Source organism: Campylobacter concisus (genome assembly GCF_002914005.1).
In the GTDB taxonomy this organism is placed as follows: domain Bacteria; phylum Campylobacterota; class Campylobacteria; order Campylobacterales; family Campylobacteraceae; genus Campylobacter_A; species Campylobacter_A concisus_N.
The window spans coordinates 1-23,789 of sequence record NZ_POZU01000056.1 but is presented as its reverse complement, the minus strand read 5'-3'; the positions used below and the strand labels follow the sequence as shown (position 1 = coordinate 23,789).

37 protein-coding genes are annotated in these 23,789 nt (G+C 37.2%); 5 read left to right on the top strand and 32 right to left on the bottom strand.

Annotated elements, in window-relative coordinates:
• Nucleotides 1–84 precede the first annotated feature (84 nt).
• The 29 genes from rplQ to rpsJ form a co-directional block, all read right to left on the bottom strand.
• Nucleotides 85–441, bottom strand: a complete 357-nt coding sequence (rplQ, locus tag CYP54_RS06145; RefSeq protein ID WP_002941584.1) for a 50S ribosomal protein L17 — start codon at nucleotides 439–441, stop codon at nucleotides 85–87.
• An 11-nt stretch (nucleotides 442–452) separates the two neighbouring features.
• A complete protein-coding gene (locus tag CYP54_RS06140) occupies nucleotides 453–1,469 on the bottom strand; it encodes a DNA-directed RNA polymerase subunit alpha (protein ID WP_103604572.1) in 1,017 nt (338 codons plus the stop codon).
• A gap of 14 nt (nucleotides 1,470–1,483) precedes the next feature.
• A complete protein-coding gene (gene rpsD, locus CYP54_RS06135) occupies nucleotides 1,484–2,110 on the bottom strand; it encodes a 30S ribosomal protein S4 (protein WP_054197275.1) in 627 nt (208 codons plus the stop codon).
• 25 nt (nucleotides 2,111–2,135) lie between these two features.
• Nucleotides 2,136–2,528 (bottom strand): 30S ribosomal protein S11, encoded by a 393-nt coding sequence (gene rpsK / locus CYP54_RS06130; RefSeq protein ID WP_021091081.1) that lies wholly within the window; start codon nucleotides 2,526–2,528, stop codon nucleotides 2,136–2,138.
• Between the two features lie 22 nt (nucleotides 2,529–2,550).
• A complete protein-coding gene (gene rpsM / locus CYP54_RS06125; RefSeq protein WP_002941610.1) occupies nucleotides 2,551–2,919 on the bottom strand; it encodes a 30S ribosomal protein S13 in 369 nt (122 codons plus the stop codon).
• A 3-nt stretch (nucleotides 2,920–2,922) separates the two neighbouring features.
• Nucleotides 2,923–3,036 (bottom strand): 50S ribosomal protein L36, encoded by a 114-nt coding sequence (rpmJ, locus tag CYP54_RS06120; RefSeq protein ID WP_002941545.1) that lies wholly within the window; start codon nucleotides 3,034–3,036, stop codon nucleotides 2,923–2,925.
• A 191-nt stretch (nucleotides 3,037–3,227) separates the two neighbouring features.
• On the bottom strand, nucleotides 3,228–3,446 hold the full coding sequence (infA, locus tag CYP54_RS06115; RefSeq protein ID WP_002848031.1) for a translation initiation factor IF-1: 219 nt from the start codon (nucleotides 3,444–3,446) through the stop codon (nucleotides 3,228–3,230).
• A 34-nt stretch (nucleotides 3,447–3,480) separates the two neighbouring features.
• Nucleotides 3,481–4,239, bottom strand: a complete 759-nt coding sequence (gene map / locus CYP54_RS06110) for a type I methionyl aminopeptidase (protein WP_103604571.1) — start codon at nucleotides 4,237–4,239, stop codon at nucleotides 3,481–3,483.
• A 1-nt stretch (nucleotide 4,240) separates the two neighbouring features.
• Nucleotides 4,241–5,503 (bottom strand): preprotein translocase subunit SecY, encoded by a 1,263-nt coding sequence (gene secY / locus CYP54_RS06105; protein WP_103604570.1) that lies wholly within the window; start codon nucleotides 5,501–5,503, stop codon nucleotides 4,241–4,243.
• Entirely contained in the window at nucleotides 5,503–5,904 is a 402-nt protein-coding gene (gene rplO, locus CYP54_RS06100) for a 50S ribosomal protein L15 (protein ID WP_103604569.1), read from the bottom strand. The genes secY and rplO overlap by 1 nt, the downstream gene beginning before the upstream one ends.
• Before the next feature lie 15 nt (nucleotides 5,905–5,919).
• Nucleotides 5,920–6,363: a 30S ribosomal protein S5 gene (gene rpsE / locus CYP54_RS06095; protein WP_002941646.1), complete on the bottom strand. Its 444-nt coding sequence runs from the start codon at nucleotides 6,361–6,363 to the stop codon at nucleotides 5,920–5,922.
• 15 nt (nucleotides 6,364–6,378) lie between these two features.
• Nucleotides 6,379–6,735 carry a 50S ribosomal protein L18 gene (gene rplR, locus CYP54_RS06090; protein WP_103604568.1) on the bottom strand — a complete coding sequence of 119 codons (357 nt, stop codon included), beginning with the start codon at nucleotides 6,733–6,735 and terminating at the stop codon, nucleotides 6,379–6,381.
• A gap of 10 nt (nucleotides 6,736–6,745) precedes the next feature.
• Nucleotides 6,746–7,282 (bottom strand): 50S ribosomal protein L6, encoded by a 537-nt coding sequence (rplF, locus tag CYP54_RS06085; RefSeq protein WP_054197279.1) that lies wholly within the window; start codon nucleotides 7,280–7,282, stop codon nucleotides 6,746–6,748.
• Between the two features lie 191 nt (nucleotides 7,283–7,473).
• Nucleotides 7,474–7,869 (bottom strand): 30S ribosomal protein S8, encoded by a 396-nt coding sequence (rpsH, locus tag CYP54_RS06080; RefSeq protein ID WP_021091129.1) that lies wholly within the window; start codon nucleotides 7,867–7,869, stop codon nucleotides 7,474–7,476.
• Nucleotides 7,870–7,878: 9 nt separating this feature from the next.
• Nucleotides 7,879–8,064 carry a type Z 30S ribosomal protein S14 gene (locus tag CYP54_RS06075; protein ID WP_002941532.1) on the bottom strand — a complete coding sequence of 62 codons (186 nt, stop codon included), beginning with the start codon at nucleotides 8,062–8,064 and terminating at the stop codon, nucleotides 7,879–7,881.
• Between the two features lies 1 nt (nucleotide 8,065).
• The gene (gene rplE / locus CYP54_RS06070) at nucleotides 8,066–8,611 is read right to left on the bottom strand and encodes a 50S ribosomal protein L5 (protein ID WP_002941643.1); all 546 of its coding nucleotides are present in this window, start codon (nucleotides 8,609–8,611) and stop codon (nucleotides 8,066–8,068) included.
• 5 nt (nucleotides 8,612–8,616) lie between these two features.
• Nucleotides 8,617–8,853, bottom strand: a complete 237-nt coding sequence (gene rplX, locus CYP54_RS06065; protein WP_009295260.1) for a 50S ribosomal protein L24 — start codon at nucleotides 8,851–8,853, stop codon at nucleotides 8,617–8,619.
• Nucleotides 8,853–9,221, bottom strand: coding sequence for a 50S ribosomal protein L14 (gene rplN / locus CYP54_RS06060; protein ID WP_021091075.1), 369 nt, complete (start codon nucleotides 9,219–9,221; stop codon nucleotides 8,853–8,855). Before rplN ends, rplX begins: the two co-directional genes overlap by 1 nt.
• Nucleotides 9,221–9,472 (bottom strand): 30S ribosomal protein S17, encoded by a 252-nt coding sequence (gene rpsQ / locus CYP54_RS06055; protein ID WP_021091107.1) that lies wholly within the window; start codon nucleotides 9,470–9,472, stop codon nucleotides 9,221–9,223. Before rpsQ ends, rplN begins: the two co-directional genes overlap by 1 nt.
• Nucleotide 9,473: 1 nt before the next feature.
• Nucleotides 9,474–9,668: a 50S ribosomal protein L29 gene (gene rpmC / locus CYP54_RS06050; RefSeq protein ID WP_002941625.1), complete on the bottom strand. Its 195-nt coding sequence runs from the start codon at nucleotides 9,666–9,668 to the stop codon at nucleotides 9,474–9,476.
• Complete coding sequence (gene rplP / locus CYP54_RS06045) at nucleotides 9,655–10,080, bottom strand: 50S ribosomal protein L16 (protein WP_021091116.1); 426 nt, start codon at nucleotides 10,078–10,080, stop codon at nucleotides 9,655–9,657. The genes rpmC and rplP overlap by 14 nt, the downstream gene beginning before the upstream one ends.
• A gap of 2 nt (nucleotides 10,081–10,082) precedes the next feature.
• The gene (gene rpsC, locus CYP54_RS06040) at nucleotides 10,083–10,781 is read right to left on the bottom strand and encodes a 30S ribosomal protein S3 (RefSeq protein ID WP_002941650.1); all 699 of its coding nucleotides are present in this window, start codon (nucleotides 10,779–10,781) and stop codon (nucleotides 10,083–10,085) included.
• A 1-nt stretch (nucleotide 10,782) separates the two neighbouring features.
• Nucleotides 10,783–11,115, bottom strand: coding sequence for a 50S ribosomal protein L22 (gene rplV / locus CYP54_RS06035; RefSeq protein ID WP_009295259.1), 333 nt, complete (start codon nucleotides 11,113–11,115; stop codon nucleotides 10,783–10,785).
• An 11-nt stretch (nucleotides 11,116–11,126) separates the two neighbouring features.
• Nucleotides 11,127–11,408 carry a 30S ribosomal protein S19 gene (gene rpsS / locus CYP54_RS06030; RefSeq protein ID WP_002941639.1) on the bottom strand — a complete coding sequence of 94 codons (282 nt, stop codon included), beginning with the start codon at nucleotides 11,406–11,408 and terminating at the stop codon, nucleotides 11,127–11,129.
• A 2-nt stretch (nucleotides 11,409–11,410) separates the two neighbouring features.
• Nucleotides 11,411–12,244, bottom strand: coding sequence for a 50S ribosomal protein L2 (gene rplB / locus CYP54_RS06025; RefSeq protein ID WP_087586685.1), 834 nt, complete (start codon nucleotides 12,242–12,244; stop codon nucleotides 11,411–11,413).
• Nucleotide 12,245: 1 nt separating this feature from the next.
• Entirely contained in the window at nucleotides 12,246–12,527 is a 282-nt protein-coding gene (locus tag CYP54_RS06020; protein WP_103604567.1) for a 50S ribosomal protein L23, read from the bottom strand.
• A gap of 1 nt (nucleotide 12,528) precedes the next feature.
• Nucleotides 12,529–13,143 carry a 50S ribosomal protein L4 gene (gene rplD, locus CYP54_RS06015; RefSeq protein WP_021092445.1) on the bottom strand — a complete coding sequence of 205 codons (615 nt, stop codon included), beginning with the start codon at nucleotides 13,141–13,143 and terminating at the stop codon, nucleotides 12,529–12,531.
• Nucleotides 13,140–13,718 carry a 50S ribosomal protein L3 gene (gene rplC, locus CYP54_RS06010; RefSeq protein WP_103604566.1) on the bottom strand — a complete coding sequence of 193 codons (579 nt, stop codon included), beginning with the start codon at nucleotides 13,716–13,718 and terminating at the stop codon, nucleotides 13,140–13,142. Before rplC ends, rplD begins: the two co-directional genes overlap by 4 nt.
• 20 nt (nucleotides 13,719–13,738) lie before the next feature.
• Nucleotides 13,739–14,047 carry a 30S ribosomal protein S10 gene (gene rpsJ / locus CYP54_RS06005; RefSeq protein ID WP_009295257.1) on the bottom strand — a complete coding sequence of 103 codons (309 nt, stop codon included), beginning with the start codon at nucleotides 14,045–14,047 and terminating at the stop codon, nucleotides 13,739–13,741.
• A 257-nt stretch (nucleotides 14,048–14,304) separates the two neighbouring features.
• Between rpsJ and CYP54_RS06000 the strand changes: the two genes are divergently transcribed.
• The 4 genes from CYP54_RS06000 (at nucleotide 14,305) to rnhB (ending at nucleotide 19,905) form a co-directional block, all read left to right on the top strand.
• Nucleotides 14,305–17,364 carry an Eco57I restriction-modification methylase domain-containing protein gene (locus CYP54_RS06000; RefSeq protein WP_103604565.1) on the top strand — a complete coding sequence of 1,020 codons (3,060 nt, stop codon included), beginning with the start codon at nucleotides 14,305–14,307 and terminating at the stop codon, nucleotides 17,362–17,364.
• Nucleotides 17,327–18,421 carry an ATP-binding protein gene (locus CYP54_RS05995; protein WP_103604564.1) on the top strand — a complete coding sequence of 365 codons (1,095 nt, stop codon included), beginning with the start codon at nucleotides 17,327–17,329 and terminating at the stop codon, nucleotides 18,419–18,421. Before CYP54_RS06000 ends, CYP54_RS05995 begins: the two co-directional genes overlap by 38 nt.
• 78 nt (nucleotides 18,422–18,499) lie before the next feature.
• Nucleotides 18,500–19,354 carry an S-adenosylmethionine tRNA ribosyltransferase gene (locus CYP54_RS05990; RefSeq protein WP_103604563.1) on the top strand — a complete coding sequence of 285 codons (855 nt, stop codon included), beginning with the start codon at nucleotides 18,500–18,502 and terminating at the stop codon, nucleotides 19,352–19,354.
• The gene (rnhB, locus tag CYP54_RS05985) at nucleotides 19,354–19,905 is read left to right on the top strand and encodes a ribonuclease HII (protein ID WP_103604562.1); all 552 of its coding nucleotides are present in this window, start codon (nucleotides 19,354–19,356) and stop codon (nucleotides 19,903–19,905) included. The genes CYP54_RS05990 and rnhB overlap by 1 nt, the downstream gene beginning before the upstream one ends.
• A 46-nt stretch (nucleotides 19,906–19,951) precedes the next feature.
• On the opposite strand, the gene tpx is transcribed toward rnhB, so the two are convergent.
• The 3 genes from tpx to CYP54_RS05970 all read right to left on the bottom strand — a co-directional run bounded on the left by tpx (nucleotide 19,952) and on the right by CYP54_RS05970 (nucleotide 22,302).
• The gene (gene tpx, locus CYP54_RS05980; RefSeq protein WP_103604561.1) at nucleotides 19,952–20,476 is read right to left on the bottom strand and encodes a thiol peroxidase; all 525 of its coding nucleotides are present in this window, start codon (nucleotides 20,474–20,476) and stop codon (nucleotides 19,952–19,954) included.
• 14 nt (nucleotides 20,477–20,490) lie between these two features.
• The gene (locus CYP54_RS05975) at nucleotides 20,491–21,633 is read right to left on the bottom strand and encodes a trans-sulfuration enzyme family protein (protein WP_085658465.1); all 1,143 of its coding nucleotides are present in this window, start codon (nucleotides 21,631–21,633) and stop codon (nucleotides 20,491–20,493) included.
• Nucleotides 21,634–21,846: 213 nt separating this feature from the next.
• The gene (locus tag CYP54_RS05970) at nucleotides 21,847–22,302 is read right to left on the bottom strand and encodes a DIP1984 family protein (protein WP_103604560.1); all 456 of its coding nucleotides are present in this window, start codon (nucleotides 22,300–22,302) and stop codon (nucleotides 21,847–21,849) included.
• A 99-nt stretch (nucleotides 22,303–22,401) separates the two neighbouring features.
• Between CYP54_RS05970 and CYP54_RS05965 the strand changes: the two genes are divergently transcribed.
• On the top strand, nucleotides 22,402–23,568 hold the full coding sequence (locus CYP54_RS05965; RefSeq protein ID WP_103604559.1) for a MalY/PatB family protein: 1,167 nt from the start codon (nucleotides 22,402–22,404) through the stop codon (nucleotides 23,566–23,568).
• The last annotated feature ends 221 nt before the right edge of the window (nucleotides 23,569–23,789 follow it).

Here is a 23,789-nt window from a genome sequence, read left to right as displayed (position 1 = left end):
CCTTTTAGAAGAAGGATTTATTTTAAAAGTGATGGAATTTTATATTCAATAAATTAAAAAAAGAGAGCCGAAGCTCTCTAATAATTATTCAGCTACTAGCTCTATATAAGCCATCTCGGCTGCGTCGCCTCTGCGAACGCGAGTTTTGATGATTCTTGTATAGCCACCGTTGCGCTCTTTAAATTTTGGAGCTACTTCAGTAACTAGCTTATTTGTAGTCTCTTTGTCTTGCAATGAAGCAAATACTGCTCTGTGAGCGTTAGAATCGCCCTTTCTAGCTCTTGTGATAAGCTTTTCAACATAGCTTCTAAGCTCTTTTGCTTTTGGTAAAGTTGTCTCTATCTTTTCGCTTTTGATGATAGCTATCGCTAAATTCTTAAGCAATGCAGATCTATGAGATGACGTTCTACCAAGTTTGCGATATCCGTGTTTATGTCTCATCTATTGTCCTTTTATTCTTTTGCACTCATTTGTGATTTTAGCTCGGTTATTTTCTTTCTGAGTTGCTCTTTGCTATCTTTTAACACATCGACACCAACTGGATAGCCTATCTCTTCCATAACCGCTTTTATCTCTTCAAGAGATTTTTTACCTAAATTTTTAAGCTCTTTAAGCTCATTTTCGTCCATCAACGCAAGCTCGCCGATAAATCTTATATCAGCTTTGTCAAGGCAGTTGAAACTTCTAGCGCTTAAATTTAGATCTTCTACACTAGAAAGTAACTTTGAAAACTCGCCACCTGCAGTTGAGCTAGCAACTGGAGTACTAACATCAATATCTAAAATTCCTTTAAATACTGACATTTGTTGATACATAGCTTCTAAACAATTTTTAAAAGCCTCTATCGGACTAACTTGACCATCAGTTGTTATAGTAAATACAATCTTTTCATAGTCTGGATCATCCTCAACCAAGACATTTTGTATATCGTAAACTGCTTTTTTAACAGGTGTAAAGAAAGCATCAAGTGCGATATAGTCATCTTCGATCTCTTCTCTAATCTCTTCACTAGGCACATATCCGATACCTTTTTGAATGATAACTGAAAAATTTAACTCAGCATCTTCATTTATTGTAGCAAGGTATGCATCTGGGTTAACGATCTCAACTAGATCATTATTTAGATCAGCCCCGGTTATCTCTTTTGGTCCTTTAAAGCTATACTCTATAACTTCGCGCTCACTGGTGCTTTTTAATTTAAATCTGATCTTTTTCAAATTTATAATAAAAAAAGCTACGTCTTCTAGCATACCACGCATACTATCAAATTCATGGCTAACGCCTTTTATCTTTACACCAATAGGAGCAAAACCTACCGTGCTTGTGTAAAGAAGACGACGCAATGGGTGAGCCAAGGTAACAGCATAACCTGCCTCAAAAGGATATGCTGTAATGTTAGCAACATTTTCGCTAACACTTTTAACTTCAATTTCAGTTGGCATATAAGCTGATGTAGTAATCTTTCTCATCTTTATACCCTCTATTATTTTGAATAAAGCTCTACTATAAATCTTTCCTCAACAGGAATGATAACCTCTTCTCTTTCTGGATTTCTAGTGAAAATTCCAAATTTTTTCTCTTTTTCAACATCTACCCAAGCAACAATACCAGTTTGCGCTGTAAGATCTATCGCACGAACAATTTGTGGATTGTTTTTAGATTTTTCGACAATCTCTACTTTTGCGCCAGGTTCAACTCTATAAGATGGTATATCTACTCTTTTGCCATTTACTAAAATATGTCCATGGGTTACTAGCTGACGAGCAAAACGACGAGTTGTTGCAAAGCCCATTCTATAAACAACATTATCTAATCTTTGCTCTAGTAGTTGGACTAAAAGAGCACCAGTATTGCCTTCGCGGCGTGCTGCTTCTTGAAATAATCTTCTAAATTGTTTCTCGGAAACACCATACATAAATTTAGCTTTTTGCTTCTCGCGAAGTTGTAAGCCATATTCGCTTATTTTTGCTCTTCTTTGTCCATGTTGCCCTGGCGCATAAGGTCTTTTTTCAAAAGCACTTTTACCAGCAAGTCTTCTTTCGCCTTTTAACGCAAGAGACACACCAAGACGTCTTTCTAATTTTTCAACAGGTCCTGTATATCTAGCCATAATAATTTCTCCTATTTTTCTCTAATTATACGCGGCGGCGTTTTGGCGGTCTACAACCATTGTGTGGTAAAGGTGTAATGTCTTTAAAGAAAGATACTTTAATTCCTTCAACAGTTCCTACACTTTTAACAGCCGTTTCACGTCCGCTACCTGGACCTTGAACCTTAATACCAACTTCTTTTATGCCATGCTCTTTTGCTTTATTTAGAGCATCTTCAACTGCTTGTTGAGCTGCATAAGGAGTTGATTTTTTACTACCTTTAAAGCCTAAGCCACCTGCACTACTCCATGCAATAGCATTTCCCATTTCATCAGTTACAGTTACCATAGTATTGTTAAATGTTGCACTGATATAAACGATACCTTTGGCTATGCTTTTTCTAACTACTTTTTTCTTAACAATTTTTCTTTTCGCCATTTATTATCCTTTAACCCTTGCCTTACTTAGTAGCTGCACCGACAGTTTTACGTCTGCCTTTTCTGGTTCTAGCATTAGTTTTAGTCTTTTGACCACGAACAGGAAGACCTTTTCTGTGGCGAAGACCTCTATAACTTCCAAGATCCATAAGAGCTTTGATATCCATAGCAACTTGTTTTCTCAAATCACCCTCAACGATATGATGCTCTTGAATTTCTTTACGGATAGCCGCCGCTTCATCTTCACTAAGCTCATAAACTCTCTTGTCGTAAGAAATTCCAGCTGCATCAAGGATTTGACGAGATTTATAAAGACCTATACCATAGATATAAGTCAAACCATACTCTATTCTCTTTTTGTTTGGTAAATCTACACCTGCAATACGTGCCATGCCTTATCCTTGTCTTTGTTTATGTTTTGGATTTTCGCAGATAACACGAATTATGCCACTACGTTTGACAATTTTACATTTGTCACACATCTTCTTTACAGAAGGACGAACTTTCATTTTAGTCTCCTAAAAATTTATTCCACTTTTTTAGGGGCTGCATCAGGTCTAAAGAAAAAATTTAGACCAACTATTTTCAAAATAAGTGGGGAACTTTGAAAATAATTCTTCATACAGCTTTTCGCAAAGCTTGGATTTTATCCAAAACCAGCTTTAAATTTACTTAGCATATTTTTGCCAAGAGGCTAAATTTACTTATATCTATAAGTGATCCTGCCTTTATCTAGGCTATATGGCGTAAGTTCTACTTTTACGCGGTCGCCAGGCATTATCTTTATATAATGCATTCTCATTTTTCCAGCGATATGACATAAAATTATATGTTTGTTGTCAAGCTCAACTTTAAAAGTTGCATTTGGCAGTGCTTCAACAACATTTCCATCAATCTCAATGACATCATCTTTTGCCACAAACTCTCCTTTCTTTAAATTTTTGCTATAAATTTTACGCTTGGCTTAAAATTTCAGCTTTGCCATTAACTATAGCCATGCAATGCTCATAATGGCTGGTTCTCAAACCATCTTTTGAGGTTACTTTCCAGTTATCGCTTCCTAAAACTGGCGTGCCATCTTTTTGGCAGATCATCGGCTCTATACAAAATACCATTCCCTCTTTTATCTTTGGTCCAGCTTTTGGGTTGTTTCCATCAAGATAGTTTGGAATTTCTGGCTCTTCGTGTGGCCTTTTGCCTATGCCGTGACCGCAATATCCACGTAAAGGCACATAGCCTCTATCTAGTATAAATTTCTCAAGCTCGTAGCAAATTTCTTTAAAATGCATACCAGCTCTTATGATATCAATCGCAAAATATAGCGCATCTTTTGAGCAAGCGATCAAAGCCTCATCTTCTTTTGAAATTTTACCAACTCCAAATGTCCTAGCCGAGTCACCAAAATAACCATCTAAATTTGAGCCGATATCAACGCTAACGATATCGCCCTCTTTTAGCTTATACTCATTTGGGATTCCGTGGATCACCACTTCATTGACACTTATACAAGCCGTATTTGGAAAGCCATAGAGACCTTTAAAAGCAGGTTTTGCCCCAGCAGTCCTTATCATATCTTCACAAATTTTATCTATTTCAAGAAGTGAAATTCCAGGTTTTATGATCGTAGAAACGTGATCAAGAGTTCGAGCGACGATCTTGTTCGCCGCTCTCATTTTCTCTATCTCAGCTGGTCTTTTAAGCGTGATAGCCATTTTATAGACCTACTGCGCTTAGAGTTTGGTATTTATTTGTATAAGACTGAGCTTCTATACGTCTCATAGTATCAAGTGCTACTGAAACAACGATAAGTACTGATGTGCCACCAAAATAAAATGGAACACCCATGGTCTTTACAAGTACCCAAGGCAGCGTTGAAATGATACCCAAGTATAAAGCACCACCTAAAGTTAGCCTTCCAGCTACTTCATTTAGATAGCTAGCTGTACTCTCACCTGGTCTAACGCCTGGGATAAATCCGCCTTGTTTCTTTAAATTTTCACTTATATCTTTTGTGTTAAACACGATTGATGCGTAGAAAAACGCAAAGAAGATGATAAATAAAAATGTTAAAAAGTTAAACATATACCCATTTGGACTTAAAAAGTCGTTGATAGCTTGGATGATCGGATTTGTACTAGCCTGTAAAATCGTACTTGGAAACATCAAAATCGCACTAGCAAATATCGGTGGAATAACACCGCTTAAATTTACTTTGATCGGTATATAGTTCATTATACGTTTGTTTTGATTTTCCATTATCACTTTTCTTGAGTAAGAAATAGGGATACGCCTTTCACCCATCTCAACAAATATAATAGCACCGATGGTGGCTAAGATAATAGCCAAAATAGCGATGACTGTTAGGAAATTCATTTCAGAAGTATTTACTAAATTTACAGTTCCACCGATCGCACTAGGTATGCCAGAGACGATGCCTGCAAAGATGATAAGACTTATACCATTGCCTATGCCTCGCTGTGTGATCTGCTCACCTATCCACATAAGTAGCATAGTTCCAGTTAGCATAGATACAGCAGAGATCGCGATAAATAAATTTATATCTATCATGATAGCTTGTTCGCCACCGCGTCCGCTTAAGCTTTGAAGTCCGATAGAAACACCGATTGATTGTACAAGAGTAATAACGATGGTTGCATAACGTATGATTTGCATATACTTTTGCATACCGTCACGCTCTTTTTTCATCTGACCTAATTTTGGAAATGTTGCTGCTAAAAGCTCCATAATGATCGAAGCTGTAATGTAAGGCATGATACCTAAAGAGATAATACTTAAACGCTCAGCAGCTTTACCACTAAACATATTAAATAAGCCCAAGGCATTGCTATTGTTTGAATTAAAAAATTCTTTAATTACGTCGACATTAACACCAGGAACTGGCACATAAGCCAGTATCCTGTATGCGAACAAAAATGCCAACGTGATTAAAATCTTGTTGGTCAGTGTTTTATCCATTATTTTGTTCCGCTAACGCTAACGTTCTCGTCTTTAACCTTAGAAGCAAGAGCTTTTGCACTTGCACCGATTAGTTTTATCTTAGTAACGCTCTTTGAAATTTTATGAACGCTAGCTATTGTTGCTATTGAAATTTCAGCAAGCTCTTTTATGGCTGTGATCTTCTCAACATTGATAACATAAGGTTTTTCAAATTTAGAAGTAAAGCCTACTTTTGGAAGACGTCTTTGAAGTGGTTGCTGTCCGCCCTCAAAACCTCTTTTCTCATTGTAGCCTTTTCTTGCTCTTTGACCTTTGTTACCTTTGCCAGCAGTTTTGCCATTGCCACTACCTTGACCACGACCTATTCTTTTGGTTGCATGAGTTGAACCTGCAGCAGGTGTTAATTTTTCTAATGCCATCTTAACTCCTTTCTCTTAGCTTTTTAGCAAACTAAGTGCTTTTATAGTAGCACGAACGACGTTTGCTGAGTTGTTTGAGCCAAGTGATTTAGTAAGGATATCCTTAATACCTGCAAGCTCGATAATAGGACGTGCACTACCACCAGCGATAACACCAGTACCCTCGCTAGCTGGGCGAAGTAGCATTCTACTTGCGTTATATTTTACCTCTACGTCATGAGGGATAGTTGTGCCTTTGATCTTAACGTGGATAATATTTTTAAATGCGTCGTCAATCGCTTTTCTCATCGCATCTGGTACCTCTTTAGCTTTACCATAACCAAAGCCAACTAGGCCATTTCTATTACCAACAACAACTAAAGCTGTAAATCTAAATCTACGACCACCTTTAACAACCTTTGTAACCCGACCGATATCGACGATTACTTCTTCAAATTCTTCTCTATTATATTTTTCCATCGATTTTCCTTTGGGTTATAGCTTGATGCCATTTTCTCTTAAAGCTTCAGCAAATGCTGCGATAACGCCATGATACAAATAACCATTTCTATCAAAAACTGCAACATCTATCTTCTTAGCTTTTAAAGCCTTAGCAAATTCTTTAGCTAAAGTGACCGCACCTTCTTTGTTTGCTTTTATGCCTAATTTTCTACCATCAACCGCAGCTAGTGTAGTAGCTGTAACGTCATCAATTGCTTGAACATAAAGAGTTCTGTTTGATTTAAAAATAGAAACTCTTGGGCAAGTTGCAACACCAGAAATTTTACCTCTGATTCTTCTTTTTCTCTTAATTCTAAGAGCGATTTTTCTTTTTAGTACTTTTGTTGTCATTTACCGCTCCTTACTTCTTAGATGTCTTGCCCGCTTTGCGGATAATACGTTCTTCTAGATATTTAACGCCCTTACCTTTATATGGCTCAGGTGGTCTAAATCCTCTAACTTGAGCAGCCACTTGACCTACTACTTGTTTGTCATCGCCTTTGATAGTAATAACGTTTTTCTCAACACTAGCTTCAACGCCTGCTGGTAGCTCATAGTTGATAAGGTGTGAAAAACCAAGAGAAAGCTCTAAAATTTTACCTTTTGCAGCTGCTTTATAACCAACGCCGTTGATCTCAAGCTGGCGAGTAAATCCCGCAGTGATACCAGTTACGATATTGTTAGCAAGTGCTCTATATGTTCCCCAGTAAGCTCTACTTTGGCGATCTTCGCCTTTTGGAGCAAAAACTATATGACCATTTTCTACCTTGACATCAACATGACCTTTTGTGTCAAGCTCTTTTATATGATTGCCCTTTTTAAATTTTAGGACATTATTTTCAACGCTAACGTCTACACCACTTGGGATAGCGATAGGCTGTTTTCCAATACGTGACATTTTTTTCCTTTACTTGTCTAGGGTGTTCCTACATTTACGAATAAACACCACAATGCCGTAAATTTTATCGTCAAATTTGACGAAACCTTCATTTGAATTTCTAAATTTAGCTTTGGCAAAATCTAAAATTTTACCAAGCTAAAAAATTTAACCTTAAAATCATAAGGTTAAATAGCGTTTAATGCAGTTTATTACCAAACCGTACAAAGAACCTCGCCGCCAACGCCAGCTTTACTTGCTTCAATACCACTCATAACGCCTTTGCTTGTGCTAACGATAACTGTTCCGTAACCATTCTTAAAACGCTTAATGTCGTCTTTGCCTTGATAAACACGGCGACCAGGTTTTGAAACCCTTTTAAGCTCGTTTATAACGCTTCTGCCGTACTCATCATACTTTAAAACTACGTTTATAAATTTCTTGTTACCTTCTTCAATAACGTTGTAGCTCTCTACATAGCCTTTTGCTGCAAGGATAGAAAGAGTAGCCTCAACAACCTTAGAATGAAGCAATTTCGCAGTTTCAAGCTTTCTCATACTTGCATTTCTAATGCGTGTTAATCCATCTGATATTAAATCGTTCAACATTTCTCTTCCTTACCAACTTGCTTTTTTAAGACCAGGTATTAGGCCTTCGTTAGCCATTTTTCTTAGGCAAACACGGCAAATTCCAAAATCTTTATAAACAGAGTGCGGACGACCGCAGATTTGGCATCTTGTATAGCCGCGAACCGCAAATTTTGGCTTGCGTGCAGCTTTTGCTATCATTGATTTCTTTGCCATTTTACTTTCCTTTTGCAAACGGCACACCAAATAGCTCTAGCAATTTGAATGCCTCTTTATCGTTTTTAGCCGTAGTAGCAATCGTAATATTCATACCATGAGTTCGTAAAATTTTATCATACTCAACCTCTGGAAACATTAGCTGCTCGCTAAGACCAAAGTTATAGTTTCCACGTCCATCAAAGCCATTTTTTGGAAGACCACGGAAATCCTTAACTCTTGGGAGAGCAACGCTGATTAGCTTATCTAAGAAAGCATACATTTGCTCTTTTCTCAAAGTTACTTTGATACCAACAGGAAAACCCTCGCGAACTTTAAAGCCAGCAACTGATTTTTTAGCATCAGTGATAACCGCTTTTTGCCCAGCGATAAGTGAAATGGTATCAGCCATATTTTGAAGCACTTTCTGATCTTTCGCAGAGTCTCCAGCACCTACACTGATCACGATCTTCTCGAGCGCAGGGATAAGCATTGGATTTTTGATGTCAAATTCTTTTACGAGAGCTGGCTTGATAGTTTCGTTAAATTTATCTTTTAATCTACTCATATCTCTTATCCTTCAACTTTCGCGACGTTTGATATGTCAATTGGCATCTCTTTATTTACGTGACCACCATTTGGAGTTTTTTCGCTTGGTTTGATAGCTTTTTTAGCTACTTTGCATCCCTCAACTATAACCTGACCTTTTTTTGCAAGAACTGCTAAAATTTTACCAGTTTTGCCTTTATCGTCACCAGCGATGATCTTTACAGTATCGCCTTTTTTGACTTTAAATTTTACATTAGCCATTATAAAACCTCCGGAGCTAGCGAAACAATCTTCATAAAGTTAGCATATCTAACTTCACGTCCAACTGGTCCAAAAATACGAGTGCCGACTGGCTCTTTTTTGCTATCAAGTATAACAGCTGCGTTCTCATCAAAGCGGATTAGCGAACCATTATCTCTTTGAACCTCTTTTTTAGTTCTTACAACAACAGCTTTTACAACCTGTCCTTTTTTAATCTTACCGTTTGGAAGAGCTTTTTTAACAGAGCAAACTATGATATCGCCAAGTGTAGCGTATCTTCTTTTGCTGCCGCCAAGAACTTTTATACACATTAACTCTTTTGCGCCACTGTTATCAGCAACTGCAAGCCTTGTAAAACTTTGAATCATTACTCAACTCCCTTTGCCAATACAGCTTTTAAGCGAAAATTCTTGCGAGCTGAAAGTGGTCTGCACTCGATCGCAACAACTGTATCGCCTGCTCTTGTCTCATTTTTCTCATCATGAACTAAATATTTTTTAAAGCGTTTTACAAATTTATGGTATCTTGGGTGCATAACGCGTCTTTCTACCAAGATAGTAGCTGTTTTATCTCCAGCTTTTTGTAAAACAACACCTTGAATTTCTCTTTTTAATGCCATTTTACGCCCCTTGTCTTGTTGCACTAATTGCAGTGTTGATCTGAGCTATCTCTTTGCGAACAGCACTAATCTCATTAGGGTTGCTTAACTGCATAGTTTTTAGCTTTTGTCTTAAAGTAAATAAAAGCACCTTTTTCTCTTTTAGCAACGCGTTTAATTCTGCAACGCTCTTATCTTTTAACTCAGTATATTTCATTTTCACTCTCTCGCGTTACAAATTTTGATTTGAAAGGAAGTTTGTGTAAAGCCAAAGTTAGAGCTTCACGAGCTAACTCTTCGCTAACACCAGCCATTTCAAATATTATACGACCAGGTTTGATATTCATAACCCACTCTTCAACTCCAGCCTTACCTTTACCCATACGAGTTTGTAGAGGTTTTTTAGTAAGTGGCTTATCGGGGAAAACCCTAATCCAAATTTTAGCCTGTCTTTTTACGTGACGAGTTAGAGCTTGACGAGCAGCTTCTATTTGGCGAGAATTTATTCTACCAGCCTCAACAGCTTTAAGTGCAAATTCGCCAGTTGCTAAAGATGCTCCACGAGTCGCATAACCACGGTTGCGACCTTTCATTTGCTTACGAAATTTCGTTCTTTTAGGCATCAACATAATTATTTACCTCTTCTTGCTCTACGTGTTTTCTTAGGCGCCTCTTCTTCAGTTTTCTCAGGTTGAACACCTTTTTGAAGAACCTCACCTTTAAAAATCCATACTTTAATACCTATGTTTCCATAAGTTGTATGAGCCTCAGCTACACCGTAATCGATCTTTGCTCTAAGAGTATGAAGCGGAACGCGACCTTCTAGATACCACTCGGTTCTTGCCATCTCAGCGCCACCTAAACGACCAGCAACTGAAATTTTGATACCTTTAGCGCCTGATTTTTGAGCACCTTGGATAACTTTTTTCATAGCACGTCTAAATGCGACACGCTTTTCAAGTTGCATAGCTACGTTTTCAGCAGCAAGTTGAGCTGAAGCTTGAGCTTTTCTTTCTTCTTTGATATTTACATTTACTTCTTTACCGATAAGTTTACTAACTTCGTTCTTTAGGTTTTCAACATCTTGACCTTTTTTGCCAATGATGATACCAGGACGAGCTGCAACTACGGTTACACGAAGTTTTTTAGCCGTTCTTTCGATTAGAATTTGGCTAATTCCTGCATAGTAAAGTTTTTTCTTTAAAAATGCACGAATTTTGTAATCTTCACCGATATTTTCAGGAAGACTTTGTTTGGTTGGAAACCATCTAGATTCCCAGTTGCGGTTAATTCCTAGTCTAAGACCTATTGGATTTACTTTTTGTCCCATATTATGCTTCCTTCTTTTCAGGTTTAGATACTTCTACCATTACATGAGAAGTAGGTTTGCGAATTTTGCTCGCTGTTCCTCTTGCTCTTGGTCTAAATCTCTTTAATACAGGACCAGCGTCAACGCGGCAACTAGTTACTACAACCTCTTCTGGCTCAAATCCGCCATTTGCTACTGCTGAGCTAATAGCGTTTGCTATAAATTTAGCACCACGATTTGGCATAAATTGTAAGCTTGCAAGCGCTAGCTCGGCATTCATACCTTGAACTTCTCTTGCTATAAGTCTTGCTTTTGTAGGAGAAAGTCTTACGAATTTTATAATTGCTTTACTCATATTATCTCCCCTTACTTGCCGATTTTCTTTTGCACTGAGCCTTTGTGACCCTTGAATGTGCGTGTTGGAGCAAATTCGCCAAGTTTATAGCCTATATGATTTTCTGTAACATATACAGGAATAAAGCTCTTGCCATTATGAACGTTAAATGTTAGTCCAATCATTTCAGGTACAATCGTGCTACGTCTTGACCAAGTTTTGATTGGTTTGTTATCGTTTGCATTTTTTGCGGCAATAACTTTTTTCATTACATGATCATCTACGAAAGGACCTTTTTTGAGTGATCTTGCCATCTCTATTTTCCTTTCCTTCTTGAAATTATAAGCTTATCGCTAGCTTTTTTACGGCGAGTCTTAGCACCTTTAGTTGGTTTACCCCATGGAGTAACTGGGTGACGGCCTGAATTTTTCTTACCTTCACCACCGCCGTGTGGGTGATCAACTGGGTTCATAGCAGAACCACGTGTTTGTGGGCGGATACCGCGGTAGCGATTACGTCCAGCTTTACCTATAGTGATGTTAGCCCAGTCTTCGTTGCCTACTACACCGATACTTGCCATACACTCAGCTAGTACTTGTCTCATCTCGCCACTTGGCATTCTTAAGATAACGTACTTCTCTTCTTTACCCATTAGCTGAGCATAACCACCAGCTGAACGAGCTATCTGAGCGCCTTTGCCAGGTTTTAGCTCTACGTTATGAACGATAGTACCAACTGGGATAAATCTTAATTTCATAGCGTTGCCTGGTTTAATATCTAGTGAGCCCTCATCAATAGATGCGATAACATCGCCAACATTTAGGCCGTTTGGTCTAATGATATAGCGTTTTTCACCATCTTTGTAAGCTATAAGAGCGATACGGCAGTTTCTGTTTGGATCGTACTCGATCGCTTCAACTTTACCTTCTATACCAAATTTGCGACGTTTGAAGTCGATGATACGATAAAGTTTTTTTGCACCTGCCTCTTTATGTCTTGAAGTTATACGACCATTGTTATTTCTACCGCCAGATGCAGGTATTTTAACAAGCAAGCTTCTAACGCTTGGTTTAGCTGTTATATCTTCAGAGCTTAGTCCAGTCATATATCTACGACTAGGTGTATATGGTTTATATGATTTTATAGCCATCTTACGCCTCCGTATTTTCTAGGCTTACGCCTTCAGGTAACTTAACGTAGAATTTCTTTATCTCGTCACGTTGGCCTGCTCTTCCTCTAAAACGTTTAACCTTGCCGCTAATTCTAAGTGAATTTACGCGAACAGGCGTTACTCCAAAATACTCTTGTAAAACCGCTCTTAAGCTGTTTTTTGTAACTCTTGGTGAAGTTTGGATAACAACAACGCCTTGTTCTTGAAGGCCTAGAGTTTTTTCTGTATAAATAATTGTTTTGATATCAGTTATATCCGCCATTTTAGCCCTCTTTTGTTATAGTTTTTAGTGCAGCTTTTTCAATAATAACCGAACTAAATGTAGAGACAAGATAAGCATTCACCTCATTTGCATCTACTACATAGCAGTTTGCTAAATTTCTAAAAGCAAGTAGTGTTTTATCGTCTAGTAAATCTTTAACGATAAGCGCGTCTTTTACTTTTAAATTTTTGATGATATTAGCTGCATCTTTTGTCTTTCCAGACTCGATTGAGATGCTATCTACTGCGAAAATTTTACCATCTTGTGCTTTTACTGCCAAAGCGTACTCAAGAGCTAGTCTTTTTTGTTTTTTATTGACTTTTTGAAAATAGTTTTTCTCGTTTGTTGGACCAAATGCAACTGCACCGCCTACCCAAACGTTAGTTCTAGTTGAACCTGCTCTTGCACCACCACGTCCTTTTTGTCTCCATGGTTTTTTACCACCACCGCTTACAAAAGCACGGCTTTTAGTATGAGCCGTATTTGCTCTTATACCAGCAAGGTAAGATTTTACATAAAGATATAGGTTGTGCGGATTTACTTCAGCGTAGCTTGCAGGAAGCTCTAACTCGCCTGAATTTTCAAATTTATCGTTTAATACGTGAATTTTACTCATTTTACAATCCTTATTTTACCCATTGCACCATTGTGACCAGGAACGCAACCTTTTACAACTACGATGCCATTTTGAGCGTCAAAGCTTATTAGCTCGTTTTTAACAGTAACTTTCTCATTGCCCATCTGTCCTGCCATTTTCATACCTGGTTGAACACGACCTGGCCATTCGCAGTTACCAATTGAACCGTGGCGTCTGTGGAAACGTGAGCCGTGGCTTTTTGGACCACCACCAAAACCATGTCTTTTTACCACACCTTGGTAGCCTCTACCTTTTGAGTTAAAGCTAACTTTTAAAATTTTAGCCTCATTTAATGGTGTAAAGTCTAGGTTTCCAACTTCGCTATTAGCTACTTCAAGCGTAGCAAATTTGTTAAATTCTGCAGTCAGATTGTATTTCTTTTGCTGACCAGCGATAGCTTTGTTGTTTGCTTTAGTGTGGGCATACGCTACGATAGCACGTTTGTTTTCGTCGATCTCACATACTTTAGCCTCAACTAGCTTAAGTAGTGTAACTGGCGTACTCTTCGTGGCAATCGTTCTACTCATGCCTATTTTTTCTACAATATATTCCATACTCTTATCCTTTTGTCCGCTTATTTCATCGCACGAACTTCGACATTAACTTCTGGAGCTAGGTCGAGTTTTGTTAGGCTATCTACAGTTTCTGGAGTAGCAGCTACGATGTCAAGCATACGAGCGTGTATTCTCATCTCAAACTGCTCACGTGAGTCTTTGTTGATGTGTGGAGATTTTAAGACTGTATAGCGTTTGATCTTTGTAGGCATTGGTACCGGGCCACGAACGTCGGCACCTGTTCGTTTGACAGCTTCTACAATTGCTGCAACAGTGCGGTCTAGAACTCTATGGTCGTAAGCTTTTAGCTTTAACCTAATTCTTTCCATGTATTTTCCTTTAAAAAGAACTTGTCGCAAACTCGCGACCTCTTTACATCAAAATAACTCGCATAGGATCAAGCGATCGTACGAGCAAAGACGCTTGTCTTTTCGTAAAGAGAACGCGATTTTACAAAAAAGCTATTATAGTTGTCAAGAAAAACGCTACTTTTTGATGAATTTTGATTAATTATTTCCTTTTAATAAGGAAGATATAAAATTTAAAAAGATAAGATTCCAAGAAATTAAAATTTTAAAGAGAAAAGATGCCGATCTTTAATACAAAATTCTTATTAGCTCAAGAACAAGACGAGGAGAAGCTTAAAAAGCGTTATATAAATTTGCAAATATATCAGGCAAAAGCTAGCGACATTAAGAGCTTTAAAGAAGAGAAATTTCAAACACAGTTTCTAAAAGATATCTTTGAAAACTGCCTTGGCTACACTTTGGATACTACTAATCCTACAAATTTCAATCTTGAACGTGAGAAAAAGAACGAAACTGACGGCAAAAAAGCAGACGGAGCGATACTAATAAATAGCGAAGTTAGATGCGTGATCGAGCTAAAAGATCAGACCACACAGCATCTTGATAAAACTCCGTCCAACCGCGAGCTTAGCCCAGTAGATCAAGCTTTTCGCTATTTTATCTCGCATGAAAATACCAAATATGTCGTTGTTTCAAATTTTAACGAACTGCGCTTTTACATCGGCAATAAAACAACATTTGAAAAATTTGACCTTTTTACAGCAAGCTTTGAGGAGTTTAAGAAACTTCATTTGCTGCTTAGCTTTGAGAGCATTAGCACAGATCTGCCGCTAAAGCTAAAAGAGAAATTTGCCAGCCATGAACGTGAAATTTCAAATAAATTTTATAAAGACTTTAGCGCATTTAGACTTGCTCTTTTTAAAAATATTTGCAAAAACAATGCTAGCATTGATAAAAATAGGCTTTTAAGCCTGACTCAAAAACTATGCGACAGGTTTGTCTTTATACTATTTGCTGAAGACCGCGGACTACTAAGACTTCGCACGATAGCCGAGATAAAAGATAAATTTCAAAATCAAGTTACCGAGCTAAGCTTTTATGACTTTTACAAAATTTACTTTAAAGCCATTGATAAAGGCAGTGAACGTCTTGATATCAAACGCTACAATGGCGGGCTTTTTGCCACAGATACTGAGCTTGATGCACTAAAGATAGACGATAGCGTGCTTGAAGCGCAGTTTTTAAGTGACTATGACTTTTTAAGCGACATCGGTGTAAATATCCTAGGACATATCTTTGAAAGCTCACTAAACGACCTTGAGGAGCTAAATGCACAAATAAATGGTAGTGAATTTGATGCCAAACAGAGCAAACGTAAAAAAGATGGCATATTTTATACGCCAGAGTTTATAACAGAATTTATAGTTGAAAATTCGCTTGGTACGTTTTGTAAAGCTAAAAAAGATGAGCTAGGGCTTGATCTAAATGAGCTATTAGAACCAAAAAATCCCAAAAAATTAACCAAAGCAGAAAGCGAGATCAAAGGCAAAATTTATGCTTACCGCGAATGGCTCTTATCCCTTAAGATACTTGATCCAGCTTGTGGCTCTGGTGCGTTTTTAAACCAAGCTTTAGAATTTCTCATTAACGAGCATGGCGCATTAGACACTTACCGCAAAGTATATGAGGGCGAGGGCTTGGGGCTTTACGATATAGAAAGCACTATTTTAGAAAATAACCTTTACGGCGTAGATATAAATGCCGATGCGGTCGAGATCGCTAGGTTATCTCTTTGGCTCCGCACAGCTGCAAAAGGACGAGTTTTAACAGATCTTAGTAAAAATTTAGTAGCAGCAAACTCGCTTTTAGAATTTCCTTTTGACTTTAAATTTGATGTCGTTATCGGCAATCCTCCCTATGTCAGACAAGAGGCGATAAAAGAGCAAAAGCCAGCCCTGCAAAAATATAAAGTTTATAGTGGCACGGCTGATTTATTTGTCTATTTTTATGAGCTTGGCATTACGCACCTGAAAGAAAATGGGCTTTTAGGTTTTATATGTTCAAATAAATTTTTCCGTGCCAGCTATGGTGAAAATTTACGTAAATTTATATTAGAAAATACACAAATAACACACATTATTGATTTTGCTGGGGTTAAAGTTTTTGAAGATGCGAGCGTAGATAGTGCGGTTACTATTTTTAGAAAAATAAGAGCTGGTGAAAATTCAAAATTTAATTTCCTGGCTTCAAGCACCATAAATTTAAAAACACAAAAATTTATCCAAATACCACAATCCACACTAAACGAAACAAATTTCACTTTCCTTGATAAAAGCAAATTTGAGCTAAAAAGCAAGATCGAAAAAGTTGCAGAGCCATTAAAAGATTGGGGCGTAAATATTTATCGTGGAATTTCAACTGGATTAAACGAAGCTTTCATTATTGATAGCGACACTCGTGACAAAATTTTAAATAACTGCACTGGAGAAGAAAGAGAGCGGACGCAAAAGCTCATTAGACCGATCTTGCGAGGTCGAGATATAAAGCGTTATGACTATGAGTGGGCTGGATTGTGGCTCATTTGCACATTTCCAGCATTAAAGATAGATATTGAAAATTTTCCAAGTCTTAAGGGATATTTACAAAATTTCTTGCCTTATATAGCACAAAGTGGCGAAACTATAAATGGTGAAAAATGCCGCAAAAAAACATCAAATAAATGGTTTGAGACGCAAGACAATATCGCTTATTATGAAGAATTTGAAAAAGAGAAAATTTTATGTGCAAAAATTGTGCAAAGTCCAAAATTTGCTTACGATACAAATAATAATATTCCAAACAATACTGCATATTGCATAACTGGCGAAAATCTAAAATTTTTATTAGCCTTTTTAAATTCAACAGGTGTTTATAAAATTTTCAACTTTTTCTATGCTGGAGGTGGACTTGAAGGCGAAATAACAACAAATCGCTTAGAAATTTTGCCTATCCCACAAATCACGCCACAAAATGAAAATTTATCAAACGAAATAATAAATTTGATCGATGAAATTTTAAAAGCTAATGAAAAAATCAAGCTTTATGAGAAGCATATGCCTACTTTAACTCTTGATGAAAAGCTAGAAGCCAAAGAAAATATCGACGCGCTAAACGATAAAATCAAGGCAAGTGACGAAAAAATAGACAAACTTGTTTTTGAGCTTTATGAACTAACAAGCGATGAGATCGCGCTTATAACAGGGGGGGGGGAAATTGACGGTATAGTAAAAATTTACATATGCATCTTACAAAGGGGAGAAAATGAACCAATTAGAGCTTTATTACAATCAGCCGCTTAAATCAAGTAAATTTATCCCCAGAAAATACGAAATCATCTCGCCAAAAACGCTAATAATTGGGCCCATTTCAAGTGGCAAAACAGCCCTTGTTTATGAGTTTTTAAGCCATTATAAAAGCGAAGAGAGACTTTATGTAAATTTAGACGATCTAAGGATAGACAGAGCCTTACTTTTAGCAAATTTGAAAGAATTTTTAGAAAAAAATGTTCAGATAAAGGTTCTTGCAGTTGAAAATTTACAAGCCACTGATCTTATAAATTTAAGCTTTTTAAAGGGCGCAACACTTGAAAATATTATCCTTACAAGCAAGGAATTTTCACTCTCACTTGAGGGCTTTGCTCGCATAAATTTAAACTATCTCGATTACGAGGAATTTATACTATTTTTTAAGAAAAATTTGGACCAAGACCTGCTTTTTAGCTATTTTTTGGCTCACGGCAACGAGATAGCAAGTGCCTTTTTAGACTCCAGCGAGGTCACAGCTCACTTGCAACAGCTTTTAAGAGCAAATTTAAGCGAGCAAAGCATTGCGATTTTAAAAGAATGTGCTACAAAATGCCACGATGTGCTTAGCACTTTTGGCATCTACAAAAACCTAAAAGAGCAGATGAAAATTTCAAAAGATAGTGTCTATAACGCGGTAGCCAGCCTTAATGAAAATGGCTTTATAGAATTAGTACCAAATTTAGATGAGAGTAGCACGAGCAAAAAGCTCTACTTTACAAATTTTGCACTTCGTAACGCTTTGTATCTAAAAAAGGACTTTTTGGCCGTCTTTGCAAATGTCGTTTTTTGCGAATTGCTTAAATTTAAATATGAAATTTACTACACAAAAGAGATTGATTTCTTCCTTAATAAAAGGAAGATCGCGATCATCTGTGTGCCGTTTTCTGCGCCAGAGATTATCTTTTTAAAATTTAAAAAACTCCACGCAAGCTTAAAAGAGCTAGGCGTTAGTAAGCTTCAGATAATTAGCGTCGCAAACCAAGCTGAGCTTAGCTTTGAGGGCATAAAATGCGAAATTTTGCCATTTTCTAGGTGGAGTCTAGGTTTATAAATTTAAACCTTTATTTGATTATTGTTTTAAAAGCTTAAAGTAAAGAAGCTATAATCAAAAAAACTATAAAGGACGGACATGAGAGCATTTATTGGGATTTTTATACTTATAGTAAGCCTATTTGGCTATGAGATAAATCACGAAAACTGGGCAAAATTTTATAAATTTATTGGCGAGGCAAATGGTATAAAATTTGAAGTTTATATGAACTATTTTAAAGATGAATTTGAAAATTTTAAGCAAAGTAAGAGCTTTAAAGTGCCAGCCAAGATAAGCGGACATATCTTTTTTGATGGTACAAAATATGACTACGAAAAAGGTAATCTTGAGCAAAATAGTAGTGAAATTTCATCGCTCAATGCTGTATCTGATAAGATAAATTTAGACGTTAAAAATGAAAATGGTGAGCTAAAGGGCAAAATAATCGTTAAAAACAAAGCCTATAATGCAACTATCAAAAAAGAAAAAGAGTATGAAATGCTAAATATTGGCATCCAAATGGTCGAAGCAAATGGCACGAGATACGAAGCTATAATTAACGACATATTTGCCAAAGAATCGGCTAAAAAAAATAAAAATAAATTACTCTCGACACTTTATGACCTAAAAAGCGAGCGTAAAAAATGGCCAAATAACCAATTTGAAAGCCTAGATAACATCTACTATATAAATGACAAAATAAAAAGCATCTGCACCTATAAAAATAATAAAACTAGTTGCGATGTCGTCTTACTTAAAACCAACAAAAAGCTAAAGTTAAAGCAGATTTTTAAAGATATAAACGACCCTCATCTAAAAGCAATCCTCGCAACAGCAGGTGTTAGCGAAAATTTTGTACTTTCGCCACTTGGGCTTACCTTTTTAAACGAGGAGCAAATTAGCGTGCCACTTAATGAGCTAAGACCTTACTTTAGCGATGAAATCGGGCTTTAATGGCAAAAATTTGTGGCATAGATGAGGCTGGACGTGGGGCTTTAGCTGGGCCTTTAAGCGTAGCGGCCTGCGTGCTTAATAAAGAAATTTCAGGTCTAAACGACTCCAAAAAACTAACTGCAAAAAAGCGTGAGGAGCTTTTTAAAGAGATCATAAAAAGCTCAAATTTTCTCATCATCTACTTCTCAAATGCGCAAATAGACGAACTTGGGCTAAGCGAGTGCTTAAGACGAGCACTCAAACTTTTTAAAGCGCACTTTGAGGGCTTTGAGGTCATTTATGATGGAAATTTAGACTATGGCGTTGGTATCACAACGATGATAAAAGCTGACAGCAAAGTCACTGGGGTAAGCGCTGCTAGCATATTAGCAAAGGTTAGCCGTGATAGTTTAATGAAAGGCTGGGATAAAATTTACTCAAAGTATGGCTTTGCTGAGCACAAAGGATACGGCACAAAGGCACATCTAGATGCCATTGCCAAGTTTGGCTATTCAAGCCTTCATAGAAAAAGCTTTGTAGTAAAATCTTTTGAAAAATCTCTATTTGACTAAGATTAATTATCTAAGCATCAAATAGATGCTTAGATAACGCCTTTTTTTAATGGCAGCCACAACCACAACTACCGCTACTTTTAATAGCGTCAAATACAGCATCGTAGTTTGGCTCTTCTGTCACTTCAGGGACGATTTGTTTGTGAATTATTACGCCATCATTGATGACAAATACCGCTCTTGCAAGTAGTCCTTTTAGTGGGCCATCACTCATTAAAACGCCATAGTTTTTAGCAAATTCTCCGTATCTAAAGTCACTTCCTACACGTAAATTTGCTATACCTTCAGTCGTGCAAAATCTCCCCATCGCAAATGGCAAATCATTTGAGATGATGCTAAGTTTTACGCCGTGTTTGCCGGCTACTTTTTCGTTAAATTTACGAGCCTCTGCTGCACAAACACCAGTATCAAGTGATGGCAAGCAAACAAGGACTTCTACGCCATTATTTCCGCCTACACTAAACTCGCTAAGATCTTGTGCTACGACTTTTGCTTCAGGCGCATAAGAGCCTACGAAGACCTCATTTCCACTTAAATTTACCTCACTACCTTTAAATTTTGTAGTTGCCATATCTATCTCCTTTATTATTTTTTTGCTTTTTTAAATGCTTGATCAAGATCTGCTATTAGATCATCAGCGTTTTCGATACCGATTGCTAAGCGAAGTAAGTTTTGCTTTATACCAATCTTATCCAGCACCTCTTTTGGATACGCCTCATGCGTCATCGTCGCAGGCCTGCAAATAAGGCTCTCTACACCACCAAGGCTTACCGCTAGATCAAAAATTTCTAGCGATTTTACAAATTTATTTACATCATATTTTTCATCGAGCTCAAATGAGATAAGAGCGCCGATGTCGCTTGCTTGAGCTGCTTGCATCTTTGCCTCTTGCTCACTATATGAGCCAGCAAAATGCACCACGCTAACGGCGTCATTATTTTGTAAAAATTTGATTATTTTATGGGTATTTTGCGTTTGTCTGTCAAACCTAACGCTAAGCGTTTTAAGACCACGTATTAGGTAGTATGCGTCCATCGGGCTTATGATGCCACCAAGAGTGTTTTTAGCAAATTTTATCTTCTCAGCCAAAGCATCGTCGTTTAGCGTGACGATACCAGCGATCACATCAGCGTGTCCACCGATATACTTTGTAGCGCTATAAACCACGATATCAGCTCCATGATCAAGCACTCTTTGATAATAAGGCGTTAAAAATGTGTTATCCACGATGACTAGAGCACCTTTTTTGTGAGCGATCTTTGAAATTCTAGCGATATCTGTCACTCTTAAGAGAGGATTTGACGGAGTTTCGATGAATATCGCCGCCACATCGTCACTTATATCATCTTCGCTTAAAAAATTTAGATCATCTATAAATTCGCTCTTTATACCGTGGCTTTCAAAAACAGTTGTAACATATCTATAAGTGCCGCCATAGACATTGCTATTTAGTAGGACCTTTTGCCCAGTTTTTATAAGGCTAAGTGCCGCCGCTGTTGCTGCCATGCCTGAGCCAAAACTAAATGCGTATTTGCTGCCTTCAACCTTTGCAAAAATTTCATCAAATGCTTTTTTGGTTGGGTTGCTACCACGCGAATATGCAAATTCTTGAAAATTTTCAAGGTCATCTTGCACAAACGTACTTGCTAAAAAAACAGGCGGAATTACAGCTTTATTTGGATTATTCTTAGCTTCAATGCCCTTTACGATCAAGGTGTCAAGTTTCATAAATTTCCTTTTAAAAATTTGTGAAATCTTACATAATAAAGATTAATCTTCCCCAAACCCACCCAAAACGTAGCTAAATCAGTAAGTGGTAGTAACGTTTATTTTTAAGAATGCATTTTTTAAATTGCTGGGATAAATTTAAGCTTTTGCTCTCCCCGCAAGCCTAATAAATTTTTCTTTTTACTCGCCTTTAACTACATTTTCACCATAAATTTACTCTACAAGATCAACTTGCCAGTTTGCCTCTTGTAGCTTCATATCTAGCTCTCTGATCTCTTTAGAAAGCTCGTCTATTTGCTTTTGAAGCATAGACACATCAACGCTACTTAAAATTTTTATCTCACTATTTGAGTAAAGATCTACCTTTTGGCTTGCGCTTTTGGCAAATTCCCTAAGCACGCTTGCTTTTTGGCTTAGTGTATCTTTTTTAGCGATCATTTCAGTTAGACTCACATTTTCAAATTTTGCACTTGAGTTTGTTAAATTTATAGCCAGGATCAGCCTAAATAGCTCATCGCTTAGCCTATCAAGCTCTTTTAAAAGAAGCTTTGGATCTTCGCTAGGTCTTTCATTTTCTTGCATTTTTGCATTATCAAGCAACCTACCTTTTAGCTGCTCTAAACGTTTTTGTGTATCGGCTCTTAAAATGAGAGCCTGAGCTAATTTCATCATTTTTCCTTTTGAAATATTAAATTGAGAGAAAATTTCAAATTATATTAGTATCTTTTGGGTTATAATTGATTTAAAATTTTATTTTAAGGAAAAGCTATGAAGTACGATTTTGATACGCTTATTAGCAGAGATGGCACCAACTCATCGAAGTGGCGAATGAAAAACGATGTTTTGCCAATGTGGGTTGCTGATATGGATTTTAAGGCTGCACCTGAAATTTTAAATGCCCTACAAAAGCGTCTTGATAATGGCGTCTTTGGCTACTCATTTATCCCAAAAGAGTGGAACGAAGCGATTAAAGGCTGGTGGAAAAGGCGTCATGATGTTAGCTTTGAAAACGAGTGGATGTGCTTTTGCACTGGCGTTATACCAGCGATTTCTACTGCTATTAGAAGATTTAGCAATCCAGGGGATCAAATTTTAGTTCAAGCTCCAGTCTATCACGTATTTTTTAACTGCATCAAAAATAATGGCCGTGAAATTTTATCAAATGACCTTGTCTATAAAGATGGCTCTTATGAGATTGATTTTGAAGACCTTGAAGCAAAGCTAGCTCAACCACTAACAACTATGATGCTTCTTTGCAATCCACACAATCCAATAGGAAAAATTTGGGACAAAGAGATGCTTAAAAAAATAGGCGAGCTTTGCTATAAGCATGATGTTTTGGTTATCAGCGATGAGATCCACTGCGACATAACTGATCCTGGGCTAAGCTACGTGCCATTTATCAGCGTTAGCGAAGAGTGCAAAAATAACTCAATCACATGCATCTCACCTACAAAAGCCTTTAATATCGCAGGACTTCAAAGCTCAGCCATCGTCACGCCAAATGAGCAAATACGTGCCAGAATAAATGCGGCTGTAAATTATGATGAAATAGGTGAAGCAAACGCATTTGCAATAACTGCGACAATAGCGGCATTTAACGATAGCCAAACATGGCTTGATGAGCTTAGAAATTATCTCTTTGAAAACAAAAAAATCGTTATAAATTTCATAAAAGAGCAAAATTTGCCAGTAAAACTTCTGTCATCAAATGCGACTTATCTTTTGTGGCTTGATTGCAGCGCATTTTGCGAGGATTCGAGCGACTTTATGAATTTCTTGCGTGATAAAGCTGGACTATGGCTAAATGACGGCAATGCTTACAGAGGAGATAGATTTTTCCTCCGTATGAATATCGCAACCCAAAAAGCTAGAGTGCTTGAGGGGCTAAAACGCTTACAAAATGGCATAAATTTATACACTTCAAAAAGATAAATTGAATAAATTTGGCTGGGTGGCTTTGAAATTTAAGCTACCCTTGCCTAATTAATACAGCTCGGGGCATTTTTGAAACAGTGAACATTGCCCCAACATTTTTAAATATCAAATCAAGTTTTGCTAATAAATTTAAAGACAAAATGGCCTACACTAGTTTTTATTTGCTTGCTTAAATTTAAGTATATAACCTCTCTCAATCACGATATAGTAGATTAAAG

Excerpts from the sequence above, each read along its gene's own strand:
- CYP54_RS06140 (WP_103604572.1), bottom strand. The coding sequence starts at position 1,469 with ATGAGAAAGATTACTACATCAGCTTATATGCCAACTGAAATTGAAGTT.
- rplV (WP_009295259.1), bottom strand. The coding sequence starts at position 11,115 with ATGAGTAAAGCAATTATAAAATTCGTAAGACTTTCTCCTACAAAAGCA.
- rpsE (WP_002941646.1), bottom strand. The coding sequence starts at position 6,363 with ATGGAAAAATATAATAGAGAAGAATTTGAAGAAGTAATCGTCGATATC.
- CYP54_RS05970 (WP_103604560.1), bottom strand. The coding sequence starts at position 22,302 with ATGAAATTAGCTCAGGCTCTCATTTTAAGAGCCGATACACAAAAACGT.
- CYP54_RS05990 (WP_103604563.1), top strand. The coding sequence starts at position 18,500 with ATGAGAGCATTTATTGGGATTTTTATACTTATAGTAAGCCTATTTGGC.
- rplD (WP_021092445.1), bottom strand. The coding sequence starts at position 13,143 with ATGAGTAAAATTCACGTATTAAACGATAAATTTGAAAATTCAGGCGAG.
- rplO (WP_103604569.1), bottom strand. The coding sequence starts at position 5,904 with ATGGCATTAGAAAAATTAACACCTGCTGCAGGTTCAACTCATGCAACC.
- rplB (WP_087586685.1), bottom strand. The coding sequence starts at position 12,244 with ATGGCTATAAAATCATATAAACCATATACACCTAGTCGTAGATATATG.
- rplX (WP_009295260.1), bottom strand. The coding sequence starts at position 8,853 with ATGGCTAATGTAAAATTTAAAGTCAAAAAAGGCGATACTGTAAAGATC.
- rplC (WP_103604566.1), bottom strand. The coding sequence starts at position 13,718 with ATGGAATATATTGTAGAAAAAATAGGCATGAGTAGAACGATTGCCACG.
- CYP54_RS06020 (WP_103604567.1), bottom strand. The coding sequence starts at position 12,527 with ATGGCGGATATAACTGATATCAAAACAATTATTTATACAGAAAAAACT.
- rpsD (WP_054197275.1), bottom strand. The coding sequence starts at position 2,110 with ATGGCTAGATATACAGGACCTGTTGAAAAATTAGAAAGACGTCTTGGT.
- rpsH (WP_021091129.1), bottom strand. The coding sequence starts at position 7,869 with ATGTTGAACGATTTAATATCAGATGGATTAACACGCATTAGAAATGCA.
- CYP54_RS05965 (WP_103604559.1), top strand. The coding sequence starts at position 22,402 with ATGAAGTACGATTTTGATACGCTTATTAGCAGAGATGGCACCAACTCA.
- map (WP_103604571.1), bottom strand. The coding sequence starts at position 4,239 with ATGGCTATCACGCTTAAAAGACCAGCTGAGATAGAGAAAATGAGAGCG.
- CYP54_RS05975 (WP_085658465.1), bottom strand. The coding sequence starts at position 21,633 with ATGAAACTTGACACCTTGATCGTAAAGGGCATTGAAGCTAAGAATAAT.
- rpsC (WP_002941650.1), bottom strand. The coding sequence starts at position 10,781 with ATGGGACAAAAAGTAAATCCAATAGGTCTTAGACTAGGAATTAACCGC.
- rplQ (WP_002941584.1), bottom strand. The coding sequence starts at position 441 with ATGAGACATAAACACGGATATCGCAAACTTGGTAGAACGTCATCTCAT.
- rpmJ (WP_002941545.1), bottom strand. The coding sequence starts at position 3,036 with ATGAAAGTTCGTCCTTCTGTAAAGAAGATGTGTGACAAATGTAAAATT.
- rplE (WP_002941643.1), bottom strand. The coding sequence starts at position 8,611 with ATGAGTAGATTAAAAGATAAATTTAACGAAACTATCAAGCCAGCTCTC.
- rpsJ (WP_009295257.1), bottom strand. The coding sequence starts at position 14,047 with ATGGAAAGAATTAGGTTAAAGCTAAAAGCTTACGACCATAGAGTTCTA.
- CYP54_RS06075 (WP_002941532.1), bottom strand. The coding sequence starts at position 8,064 with ATGGCAAAGAAATCAATGATAGCAAAAGCTGCACGCAAGCCAAAATTT.
- CYP54_RS06000 (WP_103604565.1), top strand. The coding sequence starts at position 14,305 with ATGCCGATCTTTAATACAAAATTCTTATTAGCTCAAGAACAAGACGAG.
- rpmC (WP_002941625.1), bottom strand. The coding sequence starts at position 9,668 with ATGAAATATACTGAGTTAAAAGATAAGAGCGTTGCAGAATTAAACGCG.
- rnhB (WP_103604562.1), top strand. The coding sequence starts at position 19,354 with ATGGCAAAAATTTGTGGCATAGATGAGGCTGGACGTGGGGCTTTAGCT.
- rplN (WP_021091075.1), bottom strand. The coding sequence starts at position 9,221 with ATGATTCAAAGTTTTACAAGGCTTGCAGTTGCTGATAACAGTGGCGCA.
- rpsS (WP_002941639.1), bottom strand. The coding sequence starts at position 11,408 with ATGGCAAGATCACTCAAAAAAGGTCCTTTCGTAGATGATCATGTAATG.
- rplF (WP_054197279.1), bottom strand. The coding sequence starts at position 7,282 with ATGTCACGTATTGGAAAACAGCCTATCGCTATCCCAAGTGGTGTAGAC.
- rpsQ (WP_021091107.1), bottom strand. The coding sequence starts at position 9,472 with ATGGCATTAAAAAGAGAAATTCAAGGTGTTGTTTTACAAAAAGCTGGA.
- rplR (WP_103604568.1), bottom strand. The coding sequence starts at position 6,735 with ATGACAACAAAAGTACTAAAAAGAAAAATCGCTCTTAGAATTAAGAGA.
- rpsK (WP_021091081.1), bottom strand. The coding sequence starts at position 2,528 with ATGGCGAAAAGAAAAATTGTTAAGAAAAAAGTAGTTAGAAAAAGCATA.
- rplP (WP_021091116.1), bottom strand. The coding sequence starts at position 10,080 with ATGTTGATGCCTAAAAGAACGAAATTTCGTAAGCAAATGAAAGGTCGC.
- CYP54_RS05995 (WP_103604564.1), top strand. The coding sequence starts at position 17,327 with ATGAACCAATTAGAGCTTTATTACAATCAGCCGCTTAAATCAAGTAAA.
- secY (WP_103604570.1), bottom strand. The coding sequence starts at position 5,503 with ATGGATAAAACACTGACCAACAAGATTTTAATCACGTTGGCATTTTTG.
- tpx (WP_103604561.1), bottom strand. The coding sequence starts at position 20,476 with ATGGCAACTACAAAATTTAAAGGTAGTGAGGTAAATTTAAGTGGAAAT.
- rpsM (WP_002941610.1), bottom strand. The coding sequence starts at position 2,919 with ATGGCACGTATTGCAGGTGTAGATTTACCAAACAAAAAGAGAATAGAG.